General features: G+C 63.5%; 20 protein-coding genes. 14 read left to right on the forward strand and 6 right to left on the reverse strand.

Annotation, left to right across the window (positions count from 1 at the left end; all coding sequences use genetic code 11):
• The first annotated feature begins 89 nt into the window (after positions 1 to 89).
• The 5 genes from BFL43_RS12725 to BFL43_RS12745 all read left to right on the forward strand — a co-directional run bounded on the left by BFL43_RS12725 (position 90) and on the right by BFL43_RS12745 (position 5,132).
• Complete coding sequence (locus tag BFL43_RS12725) at positions 90 to 1,148, forward strand: YihY/virulence factor BrkB family protein (protein ID WP_084892986.1); 1,059 nt, start codon at positions 90 to 92, stop codon at positions 1,146 to 1,148.
• A 1,003-nt stretch (positions 1,149 to 2,151) separates the two neighbouring features.
• Positions 2,152 to 3,093, forward strand: coding sequence for a manganese catalase family protein (locus tag BFL43_RS12730; RefSeq protein ID WP_084892913.1), 942 nt, complete (start codon positions 2,152 to 2,154; stop codon positions 3,091 to 3,093).
• Between the two features lie 139 nt (positions 3,094 to 3,232).
• On the forward strand, positions 3,233 to 3,616 hold the full coding sequence (locus BFL43_RS12735) for a metalloregulator ArsR/SmtB family transcription factor (protein WP_084892914.1): 384 nt from the start codon (positions 3,233 to 3,235) through the stop codon (positions 3,614 to 3,616).
• Complete coding sequence (gene arsB / locus BFL43_RS12740) at positions 3,613 to 4,713, forward strand: ACR3 family arsenite efflux transporter (protein ID WP_084892915.1); 1,101 nt, start codon at positions 3,613 to 3,615, stop codon at positions 4,711 to 4,713. Before BFL43_RS12735 ends, arsB begins: the two co-directional genes overlap by 4 nt.
• Positions 4,713 to 5,132 carry a low molecular weight phosphatase family protein gene (locus BFL43_RS12745; protein ID WP_084892916.1) on the forward strand — a complete coding sequence of 140 codons (420 nt, stop codon included), beginning with the start codon at positions 4,713 to 4,715 and terminating at the stop codon, positions 5,130 to 5,132. The genes arsB and BFL43_RS12745 overlap by 1 nt, the downstream gene beginning before the upstream one ends.
• Positions 5,133 to 5,181: 49 nt before the next feature.
• Here the strand turns inward: BFL43_RS12745 and BFL43_RS12750 are convergent, their stop codons facing one another.
• Positions 5,182 to 5,679 carry an ArsI/CadI family heavy metal resistance metalloenzyme gene (locus BFL43_RS12750; RefSeq protein ID WP_084892917.1) on the reverse strand — a complete coding sequence of 166 codons (498 nt, stop codon included), beginning with the start codon at positions 5,677 to 5,679 and terminating at the stop codon, positions 5,182 to 5,184.
• A gap of 95 nt (positions 5,680 to 5,774) precedes the next feature.
• On the opposite strand from BFL43_RS12750, the gene BFL43_RS12755 reads away from it, so the two are divergent.
• Both BFL43_RS12755 and arr read left to right on the forward strand, forming a co-directional pair.
• On the forward strand, positions 5,775 to 6,134 hold the full coding sequence (locus BFL43_RS12755) for an Rv2640c family ArsR-like transcriptional regulator (RefSeq protein ID WP_084892918.1): 360 nt from the start codon (positions 5,775 to 5,777) through the stop codon (positions 6,132 to 6,134).
• A gap of 130 nt (positions 6,135 to 6,264) precedes the next feature.
• The gene (arr, locus tag BFL43_RS12760) at positions 6,265 to 6,693 is read left to right on the forward strand and encodes an NAD(+)--rifampin ADP-ribosyltransferase (RefSeq protein WP_084892987.1); all 429 of its coding nucleotides are present in this window, start codon (positions 6,265 to 6,267) and stop codon (positions 6,691 to 6,693) included.
• 148 nt (positions 6,694 to 6,841) lie between these two features.
• Here the strand turns inward: arr and BFL43_RS12765 are convergent, their stop codons facing one another.
• Complete coding sequence (locus BFL43_RS12765) at positions 6,842 to 7,561, reverse strand: GAF and ANTAR domain-containing protein (RefSeq protein ID WP_084892919.1); 720 nt, start codon at positions 7,559 to 7,561, stop codon at positions 6,842 to 6,844.
• A 402-nt stretch (positions 7,562 to 7,963) separates the two neighbouring features.
• Here BFL43_RS12765 and BFL43_RS12770 point away from each other — a divergent pair, with 402 nt between their 5' ends.
• The 3 genes from BFL43_RS12770 to BFL43_RS12780 all read left to right on the forward strand — a co-directional run bounded on the left by BFL43_RS12770 (position 7,964) and on the right by BFL43_RS12780 (position 9,357).
• Positions 7,964 to 8,401, forward strand: coding sequence for an Hsp20/alpha crystallin family protein (locus BFL43_RS12770; protein WP_084892920.1), 438 nt, complete (start codon positions 7,964 to 7,966; stop codon positions 8,399 to 8,401).
• A gap of 162 nt (positions 8,402 to 8,563) precedes the next feature.
• Entirely contained in the window at positions 8,564 to 8,881 is a 318-nt protein-coding gene (locus BFL43_RS12775; RefSeq protein WP_143695289.1) for a hypothetical protein, read from the forward strand.
• Positions 8,878 to 9,357 carry a hypothetical protein gene (locus tag BFL43_RS12780; RefSeq protein WP_084892922.1) on the forward strand — a complete coding sequence of 160 codons (480 nt, stop codon included), beginning with the start codon at positions 8,878 to 8,880 and terminating at the stop codon, positions 9,355 to 9,357. Before BFL43_RS12775 ends, BFL43_RS12780 begins: the two co-directional genes overlap by 4 nt.
• A 67-nt stretch (positions 9,358 to 9,424) precedes the next feature.
• Here BFL43_RS12780 and BFL43_RS12785 read toward each other — a convergent pair whose 3' ends face one another.
• Entirely contained in the window at positions 9,425 to 10,315 is an 891-nt protein-coding gene (locus tag BFL43_RS12785; protein WP_084892923.1) for an alpha/beta hydrolase, read from the reverse strand.
• Between the two features lie 123 nt (positions 10,316 to 10,438).
• Between BFL43_RS12785 and BFL43_RS12790 the strand changes: the two genes are divergently transcribed.
• Positions 10,439 to 10,651 carry a zinc-ribbon domain-containing protein gene (locus tag BFL43_RS12790; protein ID WP_084892988.1) on the forward strand — a complete coding sequence of 71 codons (213 nt, stop codon included), beginning with the start codon at positions 10,439 to 10,441 and terminating at the stop codon, positions 10,649 to 10,651.
• On the opposite strand, the gene BFL43_RS12795 is transcribed toward BFL43_RS12790, so the two are convergent.
• A complete protein-coding gene (locus BFL43_RS12795) occupies positions 10,640 to 10,855 on the reverse strand; it encodes a hypothetical protein (protein WP_143695290.1) in 216 nt (71 codons plus the stop codon). The two genes, BFL43_RS12790 and BFL43_RS12795, sit on opposite strands and share 12 nt — an antisense overlap.
• A gap of 208 nt (positions 10,856 to 11,063) precedes the next feature.
• Between BFL43_RS12795 and BFL43_RS12800 the strand changes: the two genes are divergently transcribed.
• On the forward strand, positions 11,064 to 12,404 hold the full coding sequence (locus tag BFL43_RS12800; protein WP_084892925.1) for an APC family permease: 1,341 nt from the start codon (positions 11,064 to 11,066) through the stop codon (positions 12,402 to 12,404).
• A 77-nt stretch (positions 12,405 to 12,481) separates the two neighbouring features.
• Here the strand turns inward: BFL43_RS12800 and BFL43_RS12805 are convergent, their stop codons facing one another.
• Together BFL43_RS12805 and BFL43_RS12810 are read right to left on the reverse strand one after the other, a co-directional pair.
• On the reverse strand, positions 12,482 to 12,895 hold the full coding sequence (locus tag BFL43_RS12805) for a cupin domain-containing protein (protein ID WP_084892926.1): 414 nt from the start codon (positions 12,893 to 12,895) through the stop codon (positions 12,482 to 12,484).
• A 100-nt stretch (positions 12,896 to 12,995) separates the two neighbouring features.
• Positions 12,996 to 13,892 carry a helix-turn-helix transcriptional regulator gene (locus tag BFL43_RS12810; RefSeq protein ID WP_084892927.1) on the reverse strand — a complete coding sequence of 299 codons (897 nt, stop codon included), beginning with the start codon at positions 13,890 to 13,892 and terminating at the stop codon, positions 12,996 to 12,998.
• Positions 13,893 to 14,018: 126 nt separating this feature from the next.
• On the opposite strand from BFL43_RS12810, the gene BFL43_RS12815 reads away from it, so the two are divergent.
• Positions 14,019 to 15,038 carry a zinc-dependent alcohol dehydrogenase family protein gene (locus tag BFL43_RS12815; protein WP_084892989.1) on the forward strand — a complete coding sequence of 340 codons (1,020 nt, stop codon included), beginning with the start codon at positions 14,019 to 14,021 and terminating at the stop codon, positions 15,036 to 15,038.
• A 29-nt stretch (positions 15,039 to 15,067) separates the two neighbouring features.
• Positions 15,068 to 15,835 (forward strand): glucose 1-dehydrogenase, encoded by a 768-nt coding sequence (locus tag BFL43_RS12820; protein WP_084892928.1) that lies wholly within the window; start codon positions 15,068 to 15,070, stop codon positions 15,833 to 15,835.
• The last annotated feature ends 24 nt before the right edge of the window (positions 15,836 to 15,859 follow it).

Raw genomic sequence — 15,859 nt, forward strand, 5'->3', positions numbered from 1 at the left:
TCACCCCAAACGGTAACTAACCGACACCAAGGTCGGATCCACCGTTAATCGGACACTCCCGTTCTCGTCGCGGGACCGGGGGGTGTGTGATGAGTGAGCGACTTGAGGTACGCGATGATCCCGCCTCGGCTGATCCCGATGACTCCCGCAAACCCGATTCGCCCACCGATCTGACGAAGCACTCTTTATGGTTCGTGTTGCGTAAGACGGCGCGTGAGTTCTCCCGGGACCAGTGCACCGACCTTGCGGCGGCGTTGACGTACTACGCCGTCTTGTCGTTGTTCCCCGCACTGCTGGCATTGGTGTCGCTACTCGGTCTGTTCGGCCAAGGCCAGAAGACCACTGATGCGGTGTTGAAGATGGTCGATGATCTCGGCCCGTCCTCGGCGGTCGATACGTTGCGCGGGCCGATCGAGCAACTCGTCGCTGCGCCCAGCGCCGGGTTCGCGCTGGTGCTGGGCTTGGTGGGCGCGTTGTGGTCGGCGTCTGGGTATGTGGGTGCGTTCGGCCGGGCGATGAACCGGATGTATGAAATCGAAGAGGGGCGCCCCATCTGGAAGTTGCGGCCGGTCATGCTGCTGGTGACGCTCGTTGCCTTGGTCATGGCAGCTGCGGTCGCGTTGATGCTGGCGGTCAGCGGGCCGATCGCGACATCGATCGGAGATGCCATCGGGCTCGGTGATACCGCGCTGACGGTGTGGAGCATTGCTCGCTGGCCGGTGGTTCTGGTGTTCGTCATCGTGATCGTGGCGGTTCTGTATTGGGCGACTCCCAATGTGCAGCAGCCCAAGTTCCGGTGGGTCAGTGCCGGTGCGGCGCTGGCCATTGTCACCTGGATTGTGGCGTCGGCACTGTTCGCGTTATACGTCGCGAACTTCAGCAATTACAACAAGACCTACGGTGCTCTGGCCGGTGTGATCGTGTTCTTGCTGTGGTTGTGGCTGACCAACCTGGCGTTGTTGTTCGGCGCCGAGTTCGACTCCGAACTCGAACGTGGCCGACAGTTGCAGGCCGGTATGCCTGCCGAGGAACACCTGCAGCTGCCGCCCCGAGACACCAAGGCTTCGGACAAGAACGCCGAGACCGACCAGAAGTTCATCGATCGCGGCCGGGCCCTGCGCAAGTCATCGGGCAAGACCACGCAATGACCTCAGATCTGATTTACGCCCCTGATCTCTGCTGCTGGGGCGTCGACCGCACACCGCAATCTGCCGTCCACCGCGCGAGTGCCACGCAAGCTGCGTGTTGTGCATCTGCGATCGGGGTAGACACCGCATAAGTCGGCGCCGCAGCGAAAGCACGGCGGCCGGCCCAGGCGCTTCGGTTCAGAAAAGAGCCGGGGTGCCGCTCGGGAGCGGCGTGGTCACCGGGTCTGCGAGATGTCAGCCAGGCGGGCCGACAAGCGATCTGGACCTCAGCGGCCTACACCGTAGGCGTATCTCATTCACCAACGCCCACAACACTTCTCAGGGCGAGCCACCGACACCGCACAGGGCACCTCCGACGCGGCCAGTTCACCGAAGTCGTCGGTGTCTGATACCGCGCAGTCGGCTTCCGACGCCGTACAGTCCGCACCCGGCGCGCTCAAAGCACAAACCCAGGGCAACCCATTGGCGGCTGGGCAGATCGCGTTCGGGGCCGGTCAAGGACGAAGGGGCGTCCGCAGCCCAGGACCTCCAGGACCACGCTCAACAGGCCACCACCACGGTCGCCGACCAACAACGCTGAACACGAGGGTCGGGGCGGTACATCAGTGCACCGTCGCACCGCCCCGCCCCGCCCTCGCTCTCGCCGCCGTCGGCGCACCTCTGGTCCGCCCCGGAACATTTGGCATGCCAAGGCTTTACGCACCAGAACCAGATCGACGGGCAGCACCGCCCGGCCCGATGAGCGTTTTCCGGCGCGTCACCCCACAAACTCGTATCGGCGTGCGGGGTTTGCCATTTGAGGCGTTGGGTATGACCACTGAGACCAGTTGCTCCAGAATGCGGCGTCTGTCGACCGAGTGGACCTCAACCGCTGCGGGCGCTCATGTGACCGCGTCCTCGCTCATGGACGAATGCGCCCAAAGCAACTTTCCGGCCACCCGATTACATCCACTGACCCGTTCCGGCAGCGCCGGAACCTCGTTAAATGAGCCCGAGGAGAATCATGTACCTACACACTCAGCAATTGATCAACGAAATAGCAGTCGACGAGCCCGATCCCGCCGCAGCGAACGCTCTGCAAGAAGGTTTGGGCGGGCAGTTCGGCGAGATGCGCACGATGATGCAGTACCTGTTCCAGTCGATGAACTTTCGCGGAGACCCCGCATCCAAGCCGTACCGGGACCTGCTGCAGGGAGTCGGCACCGAGGAGATCAGCCACGTCGAACTCATCGGGACAACCATCTCGCGGCTCCTCGACGGCTCACCGGAGTATCGCGGCAAGAAGACCGACCCGGTCGACAAGCCGGGCGCAAAGGGTGCCACGCCTCTGAAGATCGCCCTCGATACCAGCAACATCCACCACTATCTGGTCGGCGCGCAAGGCGCGCTACCGGTCGACGCAGCGGGCAACCCCTGGTCCGGGTCCTATGTCTACAACAGCGGCAACCTCGTCCTGGACCTGCTGTACAACTTGATGCTGGAATCCACCGGCCGCCTGCAGAAGTGCCGGATCTACGAGATGACCGACAACAAGACAGCCCGTTCGACCATCGCGTACCTCATCGTCCGCGACCAAGCCCACGAGAACGCTTTCGCCAAAGCCCTCGAGAGCCTCGGGGTCAACTGGGGTTCGATTCTCCCGATTCCCAAGACGAACGCCGAACGATTCCCCGAGGTCAAAAAGCTTGTCGACCAGGGTTTGCAGAGCATTCAGTACACCTTCAGCGCTGATAACCAGAGCGATGCCGCCAAGCTCTACCGCGGCGCTTCACCCAGCAATGATGGAACCGAACTGAGCACCGCGATCATGCCCGAAGGGTTCCCGATGACCATCGCGCCGGAACGGCGGGAAGAATTCTCACCCGGGCTGGACAAAGAGCTGCTCGCGCTCATCCAGGCCACCGCAGAAGTAGAGATCGCTGCGGCCGACGACCCCAAAAAGTAGCAGCTCTTCAGGATTGGTCAGGGTAACGATGCGACAGCTTGCTTCACTGTCGCATCGTTACTCTGCATTTTGGCCAGTTGCTGCGGGCCGGGTCGGATCCGACTTGTGCGACTGATTCGACATCTGTCAATATCGACAGATGTCGAACCAATGCCAGACGTCGAGCGAGCCGGACGTGTGTTGCTCGCCGCTGATGCAGGAGCCGCTCAGCGCCGACCACACCATCGGGTTGGCCCGCATGTTCAAAGCGCTGAGCGATCCGGTGCGGCTGCGGCTGCTGAGTCTGGTGGCCAGCCATCAGGGCGGCGAGGCATGCGTCTGCGACATCTCCGGATCGTTTGATCTGTCTCAACCAACGATTTCTCATCACCTCAAAGTCCTACGCCAGGCAGGGCTGCTCGACTGTGAACGACGCGGCACCTGGGTGTACTACTGGGTCATTCCAACTGCCCTACAGCAGCTTTCCTCCGTGCTGAGCGCAGCCGACCCCACCACCGGTGACGTCGCACTGGTCACCTCATGAGCAGCCCCACCGGCACCTCTGAGCACCCCGCAGTCGTCGGGAAACTGTCCACTCTCGATCGCTTCCTGCCGGTGTGGATCGGCGTGGCGATGGTCGTGGGTCTAGTCCTGGGACGGATGATCCCAGGACTCAACGACGCACTGTCGGCCATCTCGGTCGACGGTGTCTCACTGCCCATCGCAATCGGTTTGCTCGTCATGATGTACCCGGTCCTGGCGAAGGTCCGCTACGACCGACTCGACACCGTGACCGGCGACAAACGCCTCCTGGTCGGATCCCTGGCGCTCAACTGGGTCCTGGGTCCAGCATTGATGTTCGCCTTGGCCTGGATCTTTCTCGCCGATCTCCCTGAGTACCGGACCGGGCTGATTATCGTCGGCCTGGCCCGCTGTATCGCAATGGTCATCATCTGGAACGACCTGGCATGTGGCGATCGCGAGGCCGCCGCGGTGCTGGTGGCGATCAACTCGGTATTCCAGGTGATCATGTTCGCCGTCCTCGGCTGGTTCTACCTCTCGGTGCTGCCGGGGTGGCTCGGTCTGGAACAGACCACCATCGACGCCTCCCCCTGGCAGATCGCGAAGTCCGTGCTGATCTTCCTCGGCATCCCTCTCGTTGCCGGGTTCTTCTCCCGCTACCTGGGCGAGAAGACCAAGGGCCGCAACTGGTATGAGTCGACGTTCATCCCGAGGATCAGCCCATGGGCGCTTTACGGTCTGCTGTTCACGATCGTCATCCTTTTCGCGCTGCAAGGTGATCAAATCACCTCGCAGCCACTCGACGTCGTCCGGATCGCGATCCCGTTGCTGGTGTACTTCGCTCTCATGTGGGGTGGCGGATACGTCCTCGGCGCCACAATGGGGCTCGGGTACGAGCGCACCACCACCCTGGCGTTCACCGCGGCCGGCAACAATTTCGAACTCGCCATCGCTGTCGCGATCGCCACCTACGGCGCCACCTCGGGCCAAGCCCTCGCCGGTGTTGTCGGCCCCCTGATCGAGGTCCCGGTGCTGGTAGGACTTGTCTATGTCTCCCTGGCACTACGCAAACGTTTCACGCCTCGACAAACTGCGGCGCAGGCCTCCGAGGTGTCCTGATGTCCCCTACCCCGGCGGTATTGTTCGTCTGCGTGAGCAACCGCGGTAAATCGGTGATGGCGCAGGCACTTACGCGAAAGATGGCCGGCGCCGCGATCAGCGCGTCTTCGGCCGGCACCGCGGCCGCCATCGGCGGACACGTCAACGAACTGTCCGCACAAGTGCTGGCCGAAGTCGGCGCCGAGGTCAACGATCATCACCCGCGACAGCTCACCGACGACCTCATGCGCGCCGCGGACATCATCGTCGTGCTGGGTAGCTCGGCAGAGGTCGCCGCACCAGATGGTGTCGTCGTCGAAGTCTGGGACACCGATGAACCCTCGCAGCGGGGCATCGACGGCATCGACCGCATGCGCGTGATCCGTGACGACATCGCCGCCCGGGTCGCAGGCCTCACTACCCGCCTGACCGCGAGCTGAGCGACTTGGTGGGTACCTCCGACCGGCGCCCACCGTCATGACCAGATGGTCAGCAGCAGGCCGCGCCGGTATTCGGCGCGGCCTCTGCGTCCTGCGACGATCCGGAGCTGCCGCAACACACCGACGGCTCACCGCCTCCAACGACCCCCTCCGCCAGCAACTTCGGGCTCGTCCCGAAGGTATCGGAGTCTGCAAGCACGGTGTATATCTCCCACTTCTCGCCCTCAGGACCGGTCACCCACACCTTGTCCTGAGTGGCGAAACAGCACGTCGCGTTGACTTCCTCCTCCGTGAACAACCCCTCGCCACTGAACCGGGCAATCTCCGAGTGCACCTCCTCGCTCGAGTCGACCTCGACACCGAGATGGTTGATCGTCCCGCCCTGACCAGGATTCTCGAGCAACACGAGCTTCAGCGGCGGCTCGACGACAGCGAAGTTCGCATATCCAGGTTTGTGTTTGGCCGGTGCAACATTGAACAGCTTCGAGTAGAACTCGATCGCCTGATCCAGATCATCGACATTGAGCGCCAGCTGCATACGGGACATGACTACCTCCACCTGTGAGACATATATCGAATTATCGACAGATTTAGAGTGCCAAGCTCTTCGACATATGTCAATGAACTCGGTAGAGTTGCCCCATGCCCAAGACGTTGCCGGTAATCGACATGAGTGCGCCCATCTGCTGCGCACCGGTCTCCGCGTCGGCGATGGACGACGCGGCAGCGCTCGAAGTTGCGTTGCGGCTCAAGGCGCTTGCTGATCCTGTTCGGATCAAACTGATGTCGATTCTGCTCACCGACAAAGCGGGTGAGGTGTGCACATGTGATCTCGCGGCCGCGGTCGGATTGTCAGAGCCGACGGTCAGCCACCACCTCGGGCAGCTCAAGAAGGCCGGGATGGTTCGCCCCGAACGCCGCGGGATGAATGTGTTCTACCGTGCCCACACCGATGCCTTGCAGGCACTGCGCCAGGTACTCGACCCGTCGTGCTGCCGCTGAGCCCTCGAACTCCGGCAGCTGAAGATCTCCCCTCTTCATGTTACTGCGGGGGTGGGGGCTTGCGGCAAGGCCCCGGCCCCCGTCCATAATCGTCGGGCAAACATCCGACTTGGGGGTCTCAATGGCAGATATGGCTGATACGCCGGAACGTTTCAAGGTGCATGAATCGGGGGCGTTCTTTCACGGCACCAAGGCCGATCTTCGGGTAGGCGACTTCCTGGTGCCCGGCCACCGGTCGAATTATCGTCCCGAGCACATATCGAATTACGTCTACATGACGAAGGTGTTGGACGGTGCGGTTCTCGCGGCGGAGATGGCGGTTGGCGACGGTCCGTGCCGGGTTTACGTCGTGGAGCCGCAAGACGATGTGGAAGACGATCCCAACGTGACCGACAAGAAATTTCCTGGTAATCCAACGCATTCTTATCGGAGTTGTCTGCCGGTAAAAGTTGTTGGGGAGGTGTCCGACTGGGTGGGGCATTCTCAGGAGTACCTTCGACAATTCCGTGCGGGGTTGGATGCGCTGGCCAGGCGTGGTGGCAACGTCTTGTACGACTAGTTGCCACACAAAGAGCAGCCGACCAGATGCGCCGCCGGCCACGGCTGAAGTCACCCGGCCGGCGTTTGTCGCGGCGGCGGATGGGCAAATGTTCCCACCACCGACGTGCCCGCGGCAGCGGCGGCCCGCGCCCGTTAAGCGCGCCGGTCTACTGCTCGACGGTGGGTGGGCCCAGCTCGACAAGTTGGGCGCTGAGCTTGGCAACGGGTGTATTGGAATCCTGCGACAGCTTCACCAGAAGGTTGAACGCTTGTACAGCGTCGACGCGGAAACGTTCCATGATCATGCCCTTGGCCTGACCGATGATGTCACGGCTTGCCAACGCCGACTCGAATTGCTCACGACTATTGGCCATTTGCAGCGCTACCGCCGCGTTGGTGGCGAGCATGAGCCCGACCTCTTCGTCGCGGTCAGTGAACGCGTTGGCCGCTTTTCCGAAGACGTTGAGAGCCGCCAACACGCTCGGTGCGGTGTACAGCCTGAACGAAAGCATGCTGGTGACACCGGCAGCGGTTGCGCCCCTGCAGAACTCAGGCCATCGGGTTTCTGTATTCAGGTCATCGGCCCGGACCACGGTGGTCCCCGTCGCGGCTTCGATGCAAGGCCCTTCACCCACCTGTTCCTGCAGATCATCCATCTCACGCGGGAGTGCACTCGTTGCAGCGTATGAACGGTATTGCTTCTTGCGGCCTGCGATGACCAGGATATCGGCACTGTCTGCGCCGTCGAGCAATTCGACCACCGCAGTGGTCACCGCCCTCAGGGCGTCGTCAGCGCCATGGGCGGCCGACACCCCTTCGGCGAGCGAGGCCAGCGCTGTGGCCAGATTGGGGCCGCGGAGGTCGGCTGAACCAATGGGAGATGACATATGTTTGCTCTCGTCTGAGTAGCGATGCAAACATCTCGTTCGTCGACATCCCGCTTAAATCCGTTGATCGGCTTCAAATCTTGACTCTACGCCTCGCGACCGGAACTGGGGAGCTGCACTGCCATGGTGATGCCTTGAGCCGGCAGCTCGGCCACTTACTCCCGCGTGCACCCAGGATGCTCGGAGCCCCGCTTGATCCCACCTCTTGCTCACCGCCGATACGAGCGTGTGCCGCATGCCTCTCTGCGCCCAGTCACACTGTGGGGCAGTCTTTTCGGTCCGGAAATCTCATCTCGACCGAGGTCTTGCGGGCGGCGTGTGCGAGTGCTAAAACATGTTTTGCACAGTGATTGGTAGCCCGCCAACCGGTGGCGGGCCCGGAGATGGAGGAGGTGGGTTGCTGTGCTTCGTTTCGATCCTTTCGGTGATGTTGATGCTTTGACCCGCGGGTTGCTGCAATCGGCGGGGTCGCCTCGAACACCACGGTTCATGCCGATGGACCTATGCAAACTCGACGGCCATTACCTGTTGACCGCCGACCTGCCCGGGGTGGACCCGGGATCAGTCGACGTCAGCGTCGACAACGGGGTCCTGACCCTGTCCGCGCAACGCACCGCGCGCTCTGACGAGGGCGTGCAGTGGCTGACCAACGAACGACCCTTCGGCTCCTACCGACGGCAACTGACCCTCGGCGATGGCATCGACCCCACCGCGATCTCCGCGCACTACGACAACGGGGTCTTGTCGGTGACCATCCCGCTCGCCGAGAAGGCCCAGCCACGCCGCATCGAGATCGAACACAGCGGCGGCGCCCGGTCCATCGAACCGGCCGGCGGCTGACGCCGGGCCTCCAGATAGCCCCCACGAACGCGACCAACAACCCCGACCACGTGGTGGTGCCGCCCAAGACCTGGGGCGGCACCACCACCACCGACCGTCACCCCGTGGTGGGTGACGACCTTTCGATGTACGCGTGTGGGTTTCACCGAAAGCGAGAGGAGCATGAGTAACCCATCCCACAAGCCAACCGACACGGCTCGAGCGGACACGGCAGCACTCGCCGCGGCCGCTGTGGCCAACGCTCTATTGCTGATGGTTGGCGTTCAGATCATCATCGGCAGTTCGATCGGCACGGTCGCTGTGACCACTCTGATGACGGTGGCGTTGATGGCCGGCGCATTCCGTGCCCTAGGTCGACTCGCCGACCTCGAAACCGCCTTCGCAGCAGCCGAGCCCGCCATCGGAGAACACTCGACCGATACCCGCGAGACATTCGTTCATGGCACAACACGTTCGGGGAATCCAGGAGTTCTCCGATGAAGACAGTCAACGACGTTGTCGGCGTGTGGTTTACCGACGAACTCGCCCGGTGGCTGCCCACCCACACATCTGGTGAAGACGATGTGACCCGATGGGCGTGGGACGACGAGCACCGGATCTGGTTGACAACGGTGTCGACTCATTCCACCGCACAACCCGATTGTGATCCCGCGGAACGCAGGGTCTATCCCGCACTACTTCTGGAGAATGCGGTACGCACGGTCAGAGATGCCACGGGAACGGATCCGTTCGCCTGGGATATCGGAGAGGTGGTGTCCAACCCCGGTCCACCCGACGACTACCTCCCCGTACTGGGCCGCGGCCGAGCAGTCATCAACGGCCGGTTATACCTCGGTACCACGATCCAGGTCGACAGCAGCATTTTCGTCGCCACCGTCCTCGATGGGCACTGGATCGGCGCTCTGCAGCCCCGCAGTCGCCACCACCCCAAGTTGAGCGTGCAGTACGCGACGTGAGACCCCGCGGGATGAGATGTGTGCCTGCATCAATCGCGCGGTCACGAACCGCGCACGTGTATCTCGCCTACCCCGCCCACGCGGGATGCTCAGGCGACAGGGCAAGCATGGCGGCAGCGACTTGGTCAGCGTCGGCGTGCCGCAGGGCGGTACCCATCTCGTCCAGGACAAGCAGTCGCGCCGCTGGGATCTCGGCGGCAAGTGCCTCGCCGTTGCCCATTGGGAAGAACGGATCGGCGCGACCGTGCACGACAAGCGTGGGTAGGTCGAGCTCACCAAGACGCTCTCGCCAGCGCGGAGCGCAATCGATTCGGGAGAACACCATGCCGAGCTGGTTCGCCTGGTGCACCGCAGGATCCGTCGACGTCGTCCGGTCCCAGATGCGGACCGCTGTTGCCCGCGCCTCTTCCGGGTCGTCGCCCACCTCCTCGGCACCCTCGGCCGCGAAGACCGCAACGGCATCTCGGTCCGACCAATCCGGCATCGGCCGGGAGAACAACGCGGCCATGAGCGCCGGGTCGTGGTCGGGCAAGTCTTCGTCGACAGGTCCGGGTGCGACCAGCCGGGTGCCGACAAGTGTCAGAGCCGAGAACACCTCCGGGTGGTCCAGGGCCGCGACCTGCGCGACCATTCCACCCACGCCGACCCCACCGAGCAGCGCGGTCTGAGCGCCGAGTTCCTCGACGAGCGCGGCTGCGTCGGCGGCCAGATCTCGCAGGTTGTACGCCGGGTTCTCCGGGTCGAGTGTGGTCGACATACCGGAATCGCGCAGGTCGTATCGGACCACGCGCCGCCCGCCGTCCGCGAGCCGTTCGCACAGCGTGTCGGGCCAGGACATCATCGTGGTGCCGCCGACCAGCAGCACCAACCGATCGTCGTCGCGGCCGAAGCTCTCGACACCGAGATCCACACCATTTGCTCGTACCGAGGTCGACGCCGCTCCATACCGTCTGCTCATGCTCGGGCTCCTGCCTGTTGCACATCCACAGGTATCGACGGCGCAACCACCCGAAAGTCATCGGTGCACTCGACGTTGTCACGCGCTCCGATCAAAGACGGACCGGATCTCTATGCTGGCGGTGTGCTCCTGTTCTTCGGTTACGGCCTCAAGCGGCAACAACTCGGCTCCGCTGGCGTTCGAGCATGCCCTCGGTGCCACAACACCACTCAATGGGCGCGCATGCGGGAGTTCAAGCAGTTCACGGTGTTCTTTGTCCCGATCGCACGCTGGAACCGTCGTCACTTCGAGCAATGCGGTATTTGCGGTGCTGCAGTAGAAACTTCAGAGCGGTAACGCCCCCACCGTGAGCGTCAACACGACGATCACAGTCGCCAGGATCGCGGTGATGGCGACCACCCCACCCCAGTCACCCCACAACAGGTCCTGCTCGACCGATGGGGTCGAGGCACCGGCTTCGTCTCGGTCCGCCCGCACCTGAGTTGCGCCCAACCCAGAATCTCCTGACGCATCTCGGTCGAGTTCACCCACACCAGACATCAAGCCTCCCAGCCACGTCATCTCGTCCCGACAGTCAGTACCGGCGTGATAGTAACCAGCCACCCGACTCCTAAACGCGTTGACGACGGGTAGGTTTCCGTTCCCGGCGAAGCGGCTACACGTACCGGCGACGATCGCTGAGGACACAGCTGATCCTGTCCGAGATCGATCAACCACGCCCTCGGGGCCTGCACCACGGGAGACGCCAATGACGGCCGCAGCCAATTCTTCGGGTACTCAGGTGAGGGGTGACGAGCCAGAGTCGAAACTGAAGCGGAAGATAACCGGTCCTCTGCTCTTCTTCTTCATTCTGGGCGACGTACTCGGAGCCGGCATCTACGCGCTGATGGGCGTGCTGTCCGAAGAAGTTGGTGGCGCACTGTGGGCACCACTCATCGTTGCGCTCTTGCTCGCGCTGCTCACTGCAGGTTCGTACGCCGAATTGGTGACCAAGTATCCGCAGGCCGGCGGCGCTGCCGTCTTTGCCGCTCGCGCCTATAAGTGGCCGATCCTGTCGTTCCTCGTGGGGTTCTGCATGCTCGCCGCCGGGGTGACCAGCGCGGCTGGACTCGCGCTCGCATTCTCCGGCGAGTATCTGACCACCTTCATCGACGTACCCGCCGTCCCGGCCGCGATGGTGTTCCTTGCGTTGGTCGCCTGCCTCAATGCCAGAGGTATCAGCGAGTCGGTACGAAGCAATGTGGCGATGACGGTCGTCGAGCTGAGCGGGTTGGTCATCGTCATCGTCGTCGTCGCGATCATGCTCGGCGACGGTAACGGGGACGTGTCCAGGGTGGGCGACTTCCCGGACGGATCCACCCCTGCGCTGGCCATCCTGAGCGGAGCGATCATCGCCTACTACTCGTTCGTCGGGTTCGAGACCTCGGCCAATGTCGCAGAGGAGATCCGCAACCCGAGCCGGGTGTATCCCCTCGCGCTCTTCGGGTCCCTGATCACGGCCGGAGTTGTCTACGTTTTGGTCGGTCTCGCGAGCTCTGTTGCGTTGCCGTCTGCTGAGTTGTCCGAGTCGTCGGGACCTCTGCTCGCGGTGGTCGGCGCGTCCGGCGTGGGCATACCTGATTGGGTCTTCAGCGCGATCGCCCTCGTGGCGGTCGCCAACGGCGCTCTGCTGACCATGATCATGGCGAGCCGACTGGCCTTCGGTATGGCCGAGAACAAGCTGCTGCCGAGCGCGCTGGGCAAGGTGTTACCCAACCGAGGCACCCCGTGGGCTGCAATCGCCGCGACAACGGTCGTGGCCATGCTGCTCACGATCACCGGCGACTTGTCGACGCTGGCCGAGACGGTGGTGTTGCTCTTACTGTTCGTCTTCATCTCGACCAACATCGCCGTCCTCGTCCTGCGGCGCGATCGTGTGCAGCACAAACACTTCCGCGTCCCGACAGTCGTACCGATTCTCGGGGTGGCGTCGTGCGTGCTGCTGCTCACGCAGCAGAGTGCACAGGTGTGGATGTTCGGTGGCCTTCTCCTCGCGATTGGCGTGGTGTTACACGTCGTTGCGACTTGGGTGCGCCACCGCGCGTCCTGACACCCGCAGGGGCTGAGCCGAGCAGATCCGGACACCAGCTGCACGCTGAACTCTGTCGGCCAACCCCGCGGGAGAGATCAGTCGGTCAGCGACGGCGCCTGGCCGTACTCCTCATCACTGACCGGTGCGAGCCACTGCACCACTGCGTGCTCGTCGTCACCTTCGTTGATGGCCAGATGCACCATCAGTCGAGTGGGTGCTGCCCCGTGCCAGTGCTCCTCGTCGGCTTCGAACAGCACCCGGTCGCCAGGTCGGATGACCTCGATGGGCCCGCCGCGCCGTTGGCACAATCCGACTCCTTCTGTCACGAAAACCGATTGACTGAGCGCGTGGCGATGCCAGTGCGTCCGGGCGCCGGGCATGAAGTGCACCAGATTTGCCGACACCCGAGACGGGGCGGGCGCAGCAGCCACCGCGTCGATGAACACGTCTCCGGTGAACCAGTCCTGCGGACCTTTGACAGTGTCAATCGAGCTGCGAACTATTCGCATGATTCTCTTTCTGTGTCTGTTGGATGTAAAGGCCTTACCGGCCAACTGATTCCGAAAGCCCGTGCCCACTCTCGATGCAGGCTCGGCAAGTTGTCGCTACTCACTCGGTGGCTCCGTGCGGCGCCGGTCGGCGTTGAGTCTCGGCGTGATCTGCGGCCCATGAGCCGAGCAGTCGAAGTTGCTCGGCGCTCGGCGATCCGGGTTCGGCGGTGTACACCATGAGAATCGAGCCGGGATCTGCGGTGATGACAAGTTCTTCGTACGCCAGACTCACCTCACCGACGATCGGATGGTTGAAGCGTTTGAAGCCCGAACCGTGGGTCCGCACATTGTGTGCGCCCCATAGCGTGCGGAAAACGTCACTGCGCGTCGATAATTCACCGACAAGATCCTGTAGCCCCTTGTCGAAGGGGTCACGCCCTGCTTCGGCCCGCATGATCGAGACACACATCTCGGCGAACAGGTCCCACTCGGGATAGAAGTCGCGCGAGGCCGGGTCGAGGAACTGGAATCGGGCGAGGTTGGGCGTGCGCCCGCCATCGCCGAGGACGGGCGAATAGAAGGCTTTCCCGAGCTCATTGGTTGCCAACAGATCCTGGTGCTGGTTGCGGACAAACGCGACGCCGTCAGTGATGGAATCGAGTGCCCATTGCAAACTCACCCGCGGCGCAGCGGGTTTGGAACTTCGCCGCCGCGGTCGACCCGACGTCGGGATCCCGTCGGCAGCACGAGCCAGATCGAGCAGGTGCGCACGTTCGGTGTCATCGAGCTGGAGAGCGCGGGCAATCGCATCCAGCACTGACGCCGACGCGCCCGCGATGGTGCCCCGCTCGAGCCGGGCGTAGTACTCCACACTGACCCCCGCCAGGGTGGCGACCTCACTGCGCCGCAGGCCCGGGACCCGGCGATTCGGTCCCGCCGGCAACCCGGCGGCCTCCGGTGTCACGTTGGCGCGGCGTGACATCAAGAACTCACGTACCTCGGCCTTGTTATCCATGTGTCCCAGCGTAGGTCCGCCCACGCAATCAAGGGATGCCCTGGCAATACACCCCTTGACAGTGACTCCCCCAGCCCAGAGGGAACTGGTTTCGTGGAGGAACAGCACTCGATGAAGGAGAAACACGTGCGTGGAGTAATTCTGAGCAAGCCTGGTGTCGTGCAGGTCAGCGACCGGCCCGACCCGGTGATCATCGAACCGACCGACGCCATCATCAAGATCGCCGCGTCGTGTGTATGCGGGTCCGATCTGTGGCCGTACCGAGGTGACGATCCCGCCGATCACATCCCGATGGGTCACGAATACGTCGGCACCGTCACCCAGATCGGCGACGCGGTGAAAAACGTTGCGGTCGGTGACTTCGTCGTCGGATCTTTCTTCGCCTCCGACAACACCTGCGAGATCTGCCAGGCCGGCTACCAATCGCGGTGCGTCCACGCGCAGATCATGGGCGAGATCGGTACCCAAGCCGAGTTCGCCCGCATCCCGCTCGCCGACGGGACCCTCGTCGCCACCCCGGGACAGCCCGATGCGGACTTGATCCCGTCGCTGCTCGCGGCATCCGACGTCCTGGGTACCGGCTGGTTTGCCGCTGTGGCAGCCGAGGCGGGCCCGGGCAAGACTGTCGCGGTTGTCGGCGACGGCGCCGTGGGGCTGCTCGGAGTGCTCGCTGCCAAGCAGCTCGGTGCGCAGCGCATCATCGCCATGAGCCGCCACGCCGACCGCCAGCAGCTGGCCCGTGACTTCGGAGCCACCGATGTCGTGGAAGAACGCGGTGACGACGGTGTCGCGAAGATCAAGGAACTCACCGACGGCCCGGGCGCCCACTCGGTCATCGAAGCCGTCGGCACCCAGGAATCGATGATGCAGGCCATTCGCTCCACCCGCCCAGGAGGGCACCTGGGGTACGTCGGGGTCTCCCACGACGTCGACCTGCCCGGCCTCGAACTGTTCTTCTCCGGCATCCACCTACACGGTGGGCCCGCCCCCGTCCGCCGGTTTCTCCCCGAACTCATCGAGCTCATCTGGAACCGCACCATCGATCCCGGCAAAGTCTTCGACCTCACCCTTCCCCTCGAGCAGGCGGCCGAGGGCTACAAGGCAATGGACGAGCGCCGCGCCACAAAAGTTCTGCTCACCATCTAGCCCGGCTCGACTCACCGAGAGGACAACCCATGACCAGCAACGAGTTCGTCGGAAAGGTCGCCTTCATCACCGGCGCAGGCAGCGGGATCGGTCGCGCCACCGCGATGGCATTCGGCGCCGCCGGAGCCCACGTCGCGGCCACCGACATCAGCAGCGAGAGTGCACAAGCCACCGCCGACCTCATCGAGCAGGAGGGCGGTCGCGCCCTGGGACTGCGCTGCGACGTGACCCGCAGCGATGACATAACGGCGGCACTGACTGCGACGGTCGACACGTTCGGGCGCCTCGACATTGCGTTCAACAACGCCGGCATCGAGCAACCCGTCGCGCCTCTGGCCGACATCAGCGAAGACAGCTGGGACCGCGTCGTCGCCGTCAACCTCACCAGCGTCTTTCTGTGCATGATGCACCAGATACCGCTTCTGCTCCAGACGGGAGGAGGCTCGATCATCAACACCTCTTCCGGTGCCGGCGTCATCGGAATACGAGGCCAAAGCGCTTACACCGCAGTCAAACACGGCGTGATCGGCATGACGAAATCCGCCGCCCTCGACTACGCCGCCGCCGGGATACGCGTCAACGCCATCTGCCCCGGCATCATCGAAACCCCCATGATGGACCGGTTCTCCGGCGGCACCGCCGAAGGAAGAGCACGCGTCACCGCCCAAGAACCCGTCGGCCGGATGGGACGGCCCGAAGAAATCGCCTCCGCCGTCCAATGGCTCGCCTCAGACCTCGGCGCATTTACCACCGGCCACGCCCTCGTCATAGACGGCGGACAGACCGTGGGCCTATGACCCACCACCCGGCGTGACACGCTG

It is taken from the genome of Williamsia sp. 1135, from assembly GCF_002095395.1.
GTDB lineage: Bacteria > Actinomycetota > Actinomycetes > Mycobacteriales > Mycobacteriaceae > Williamsia.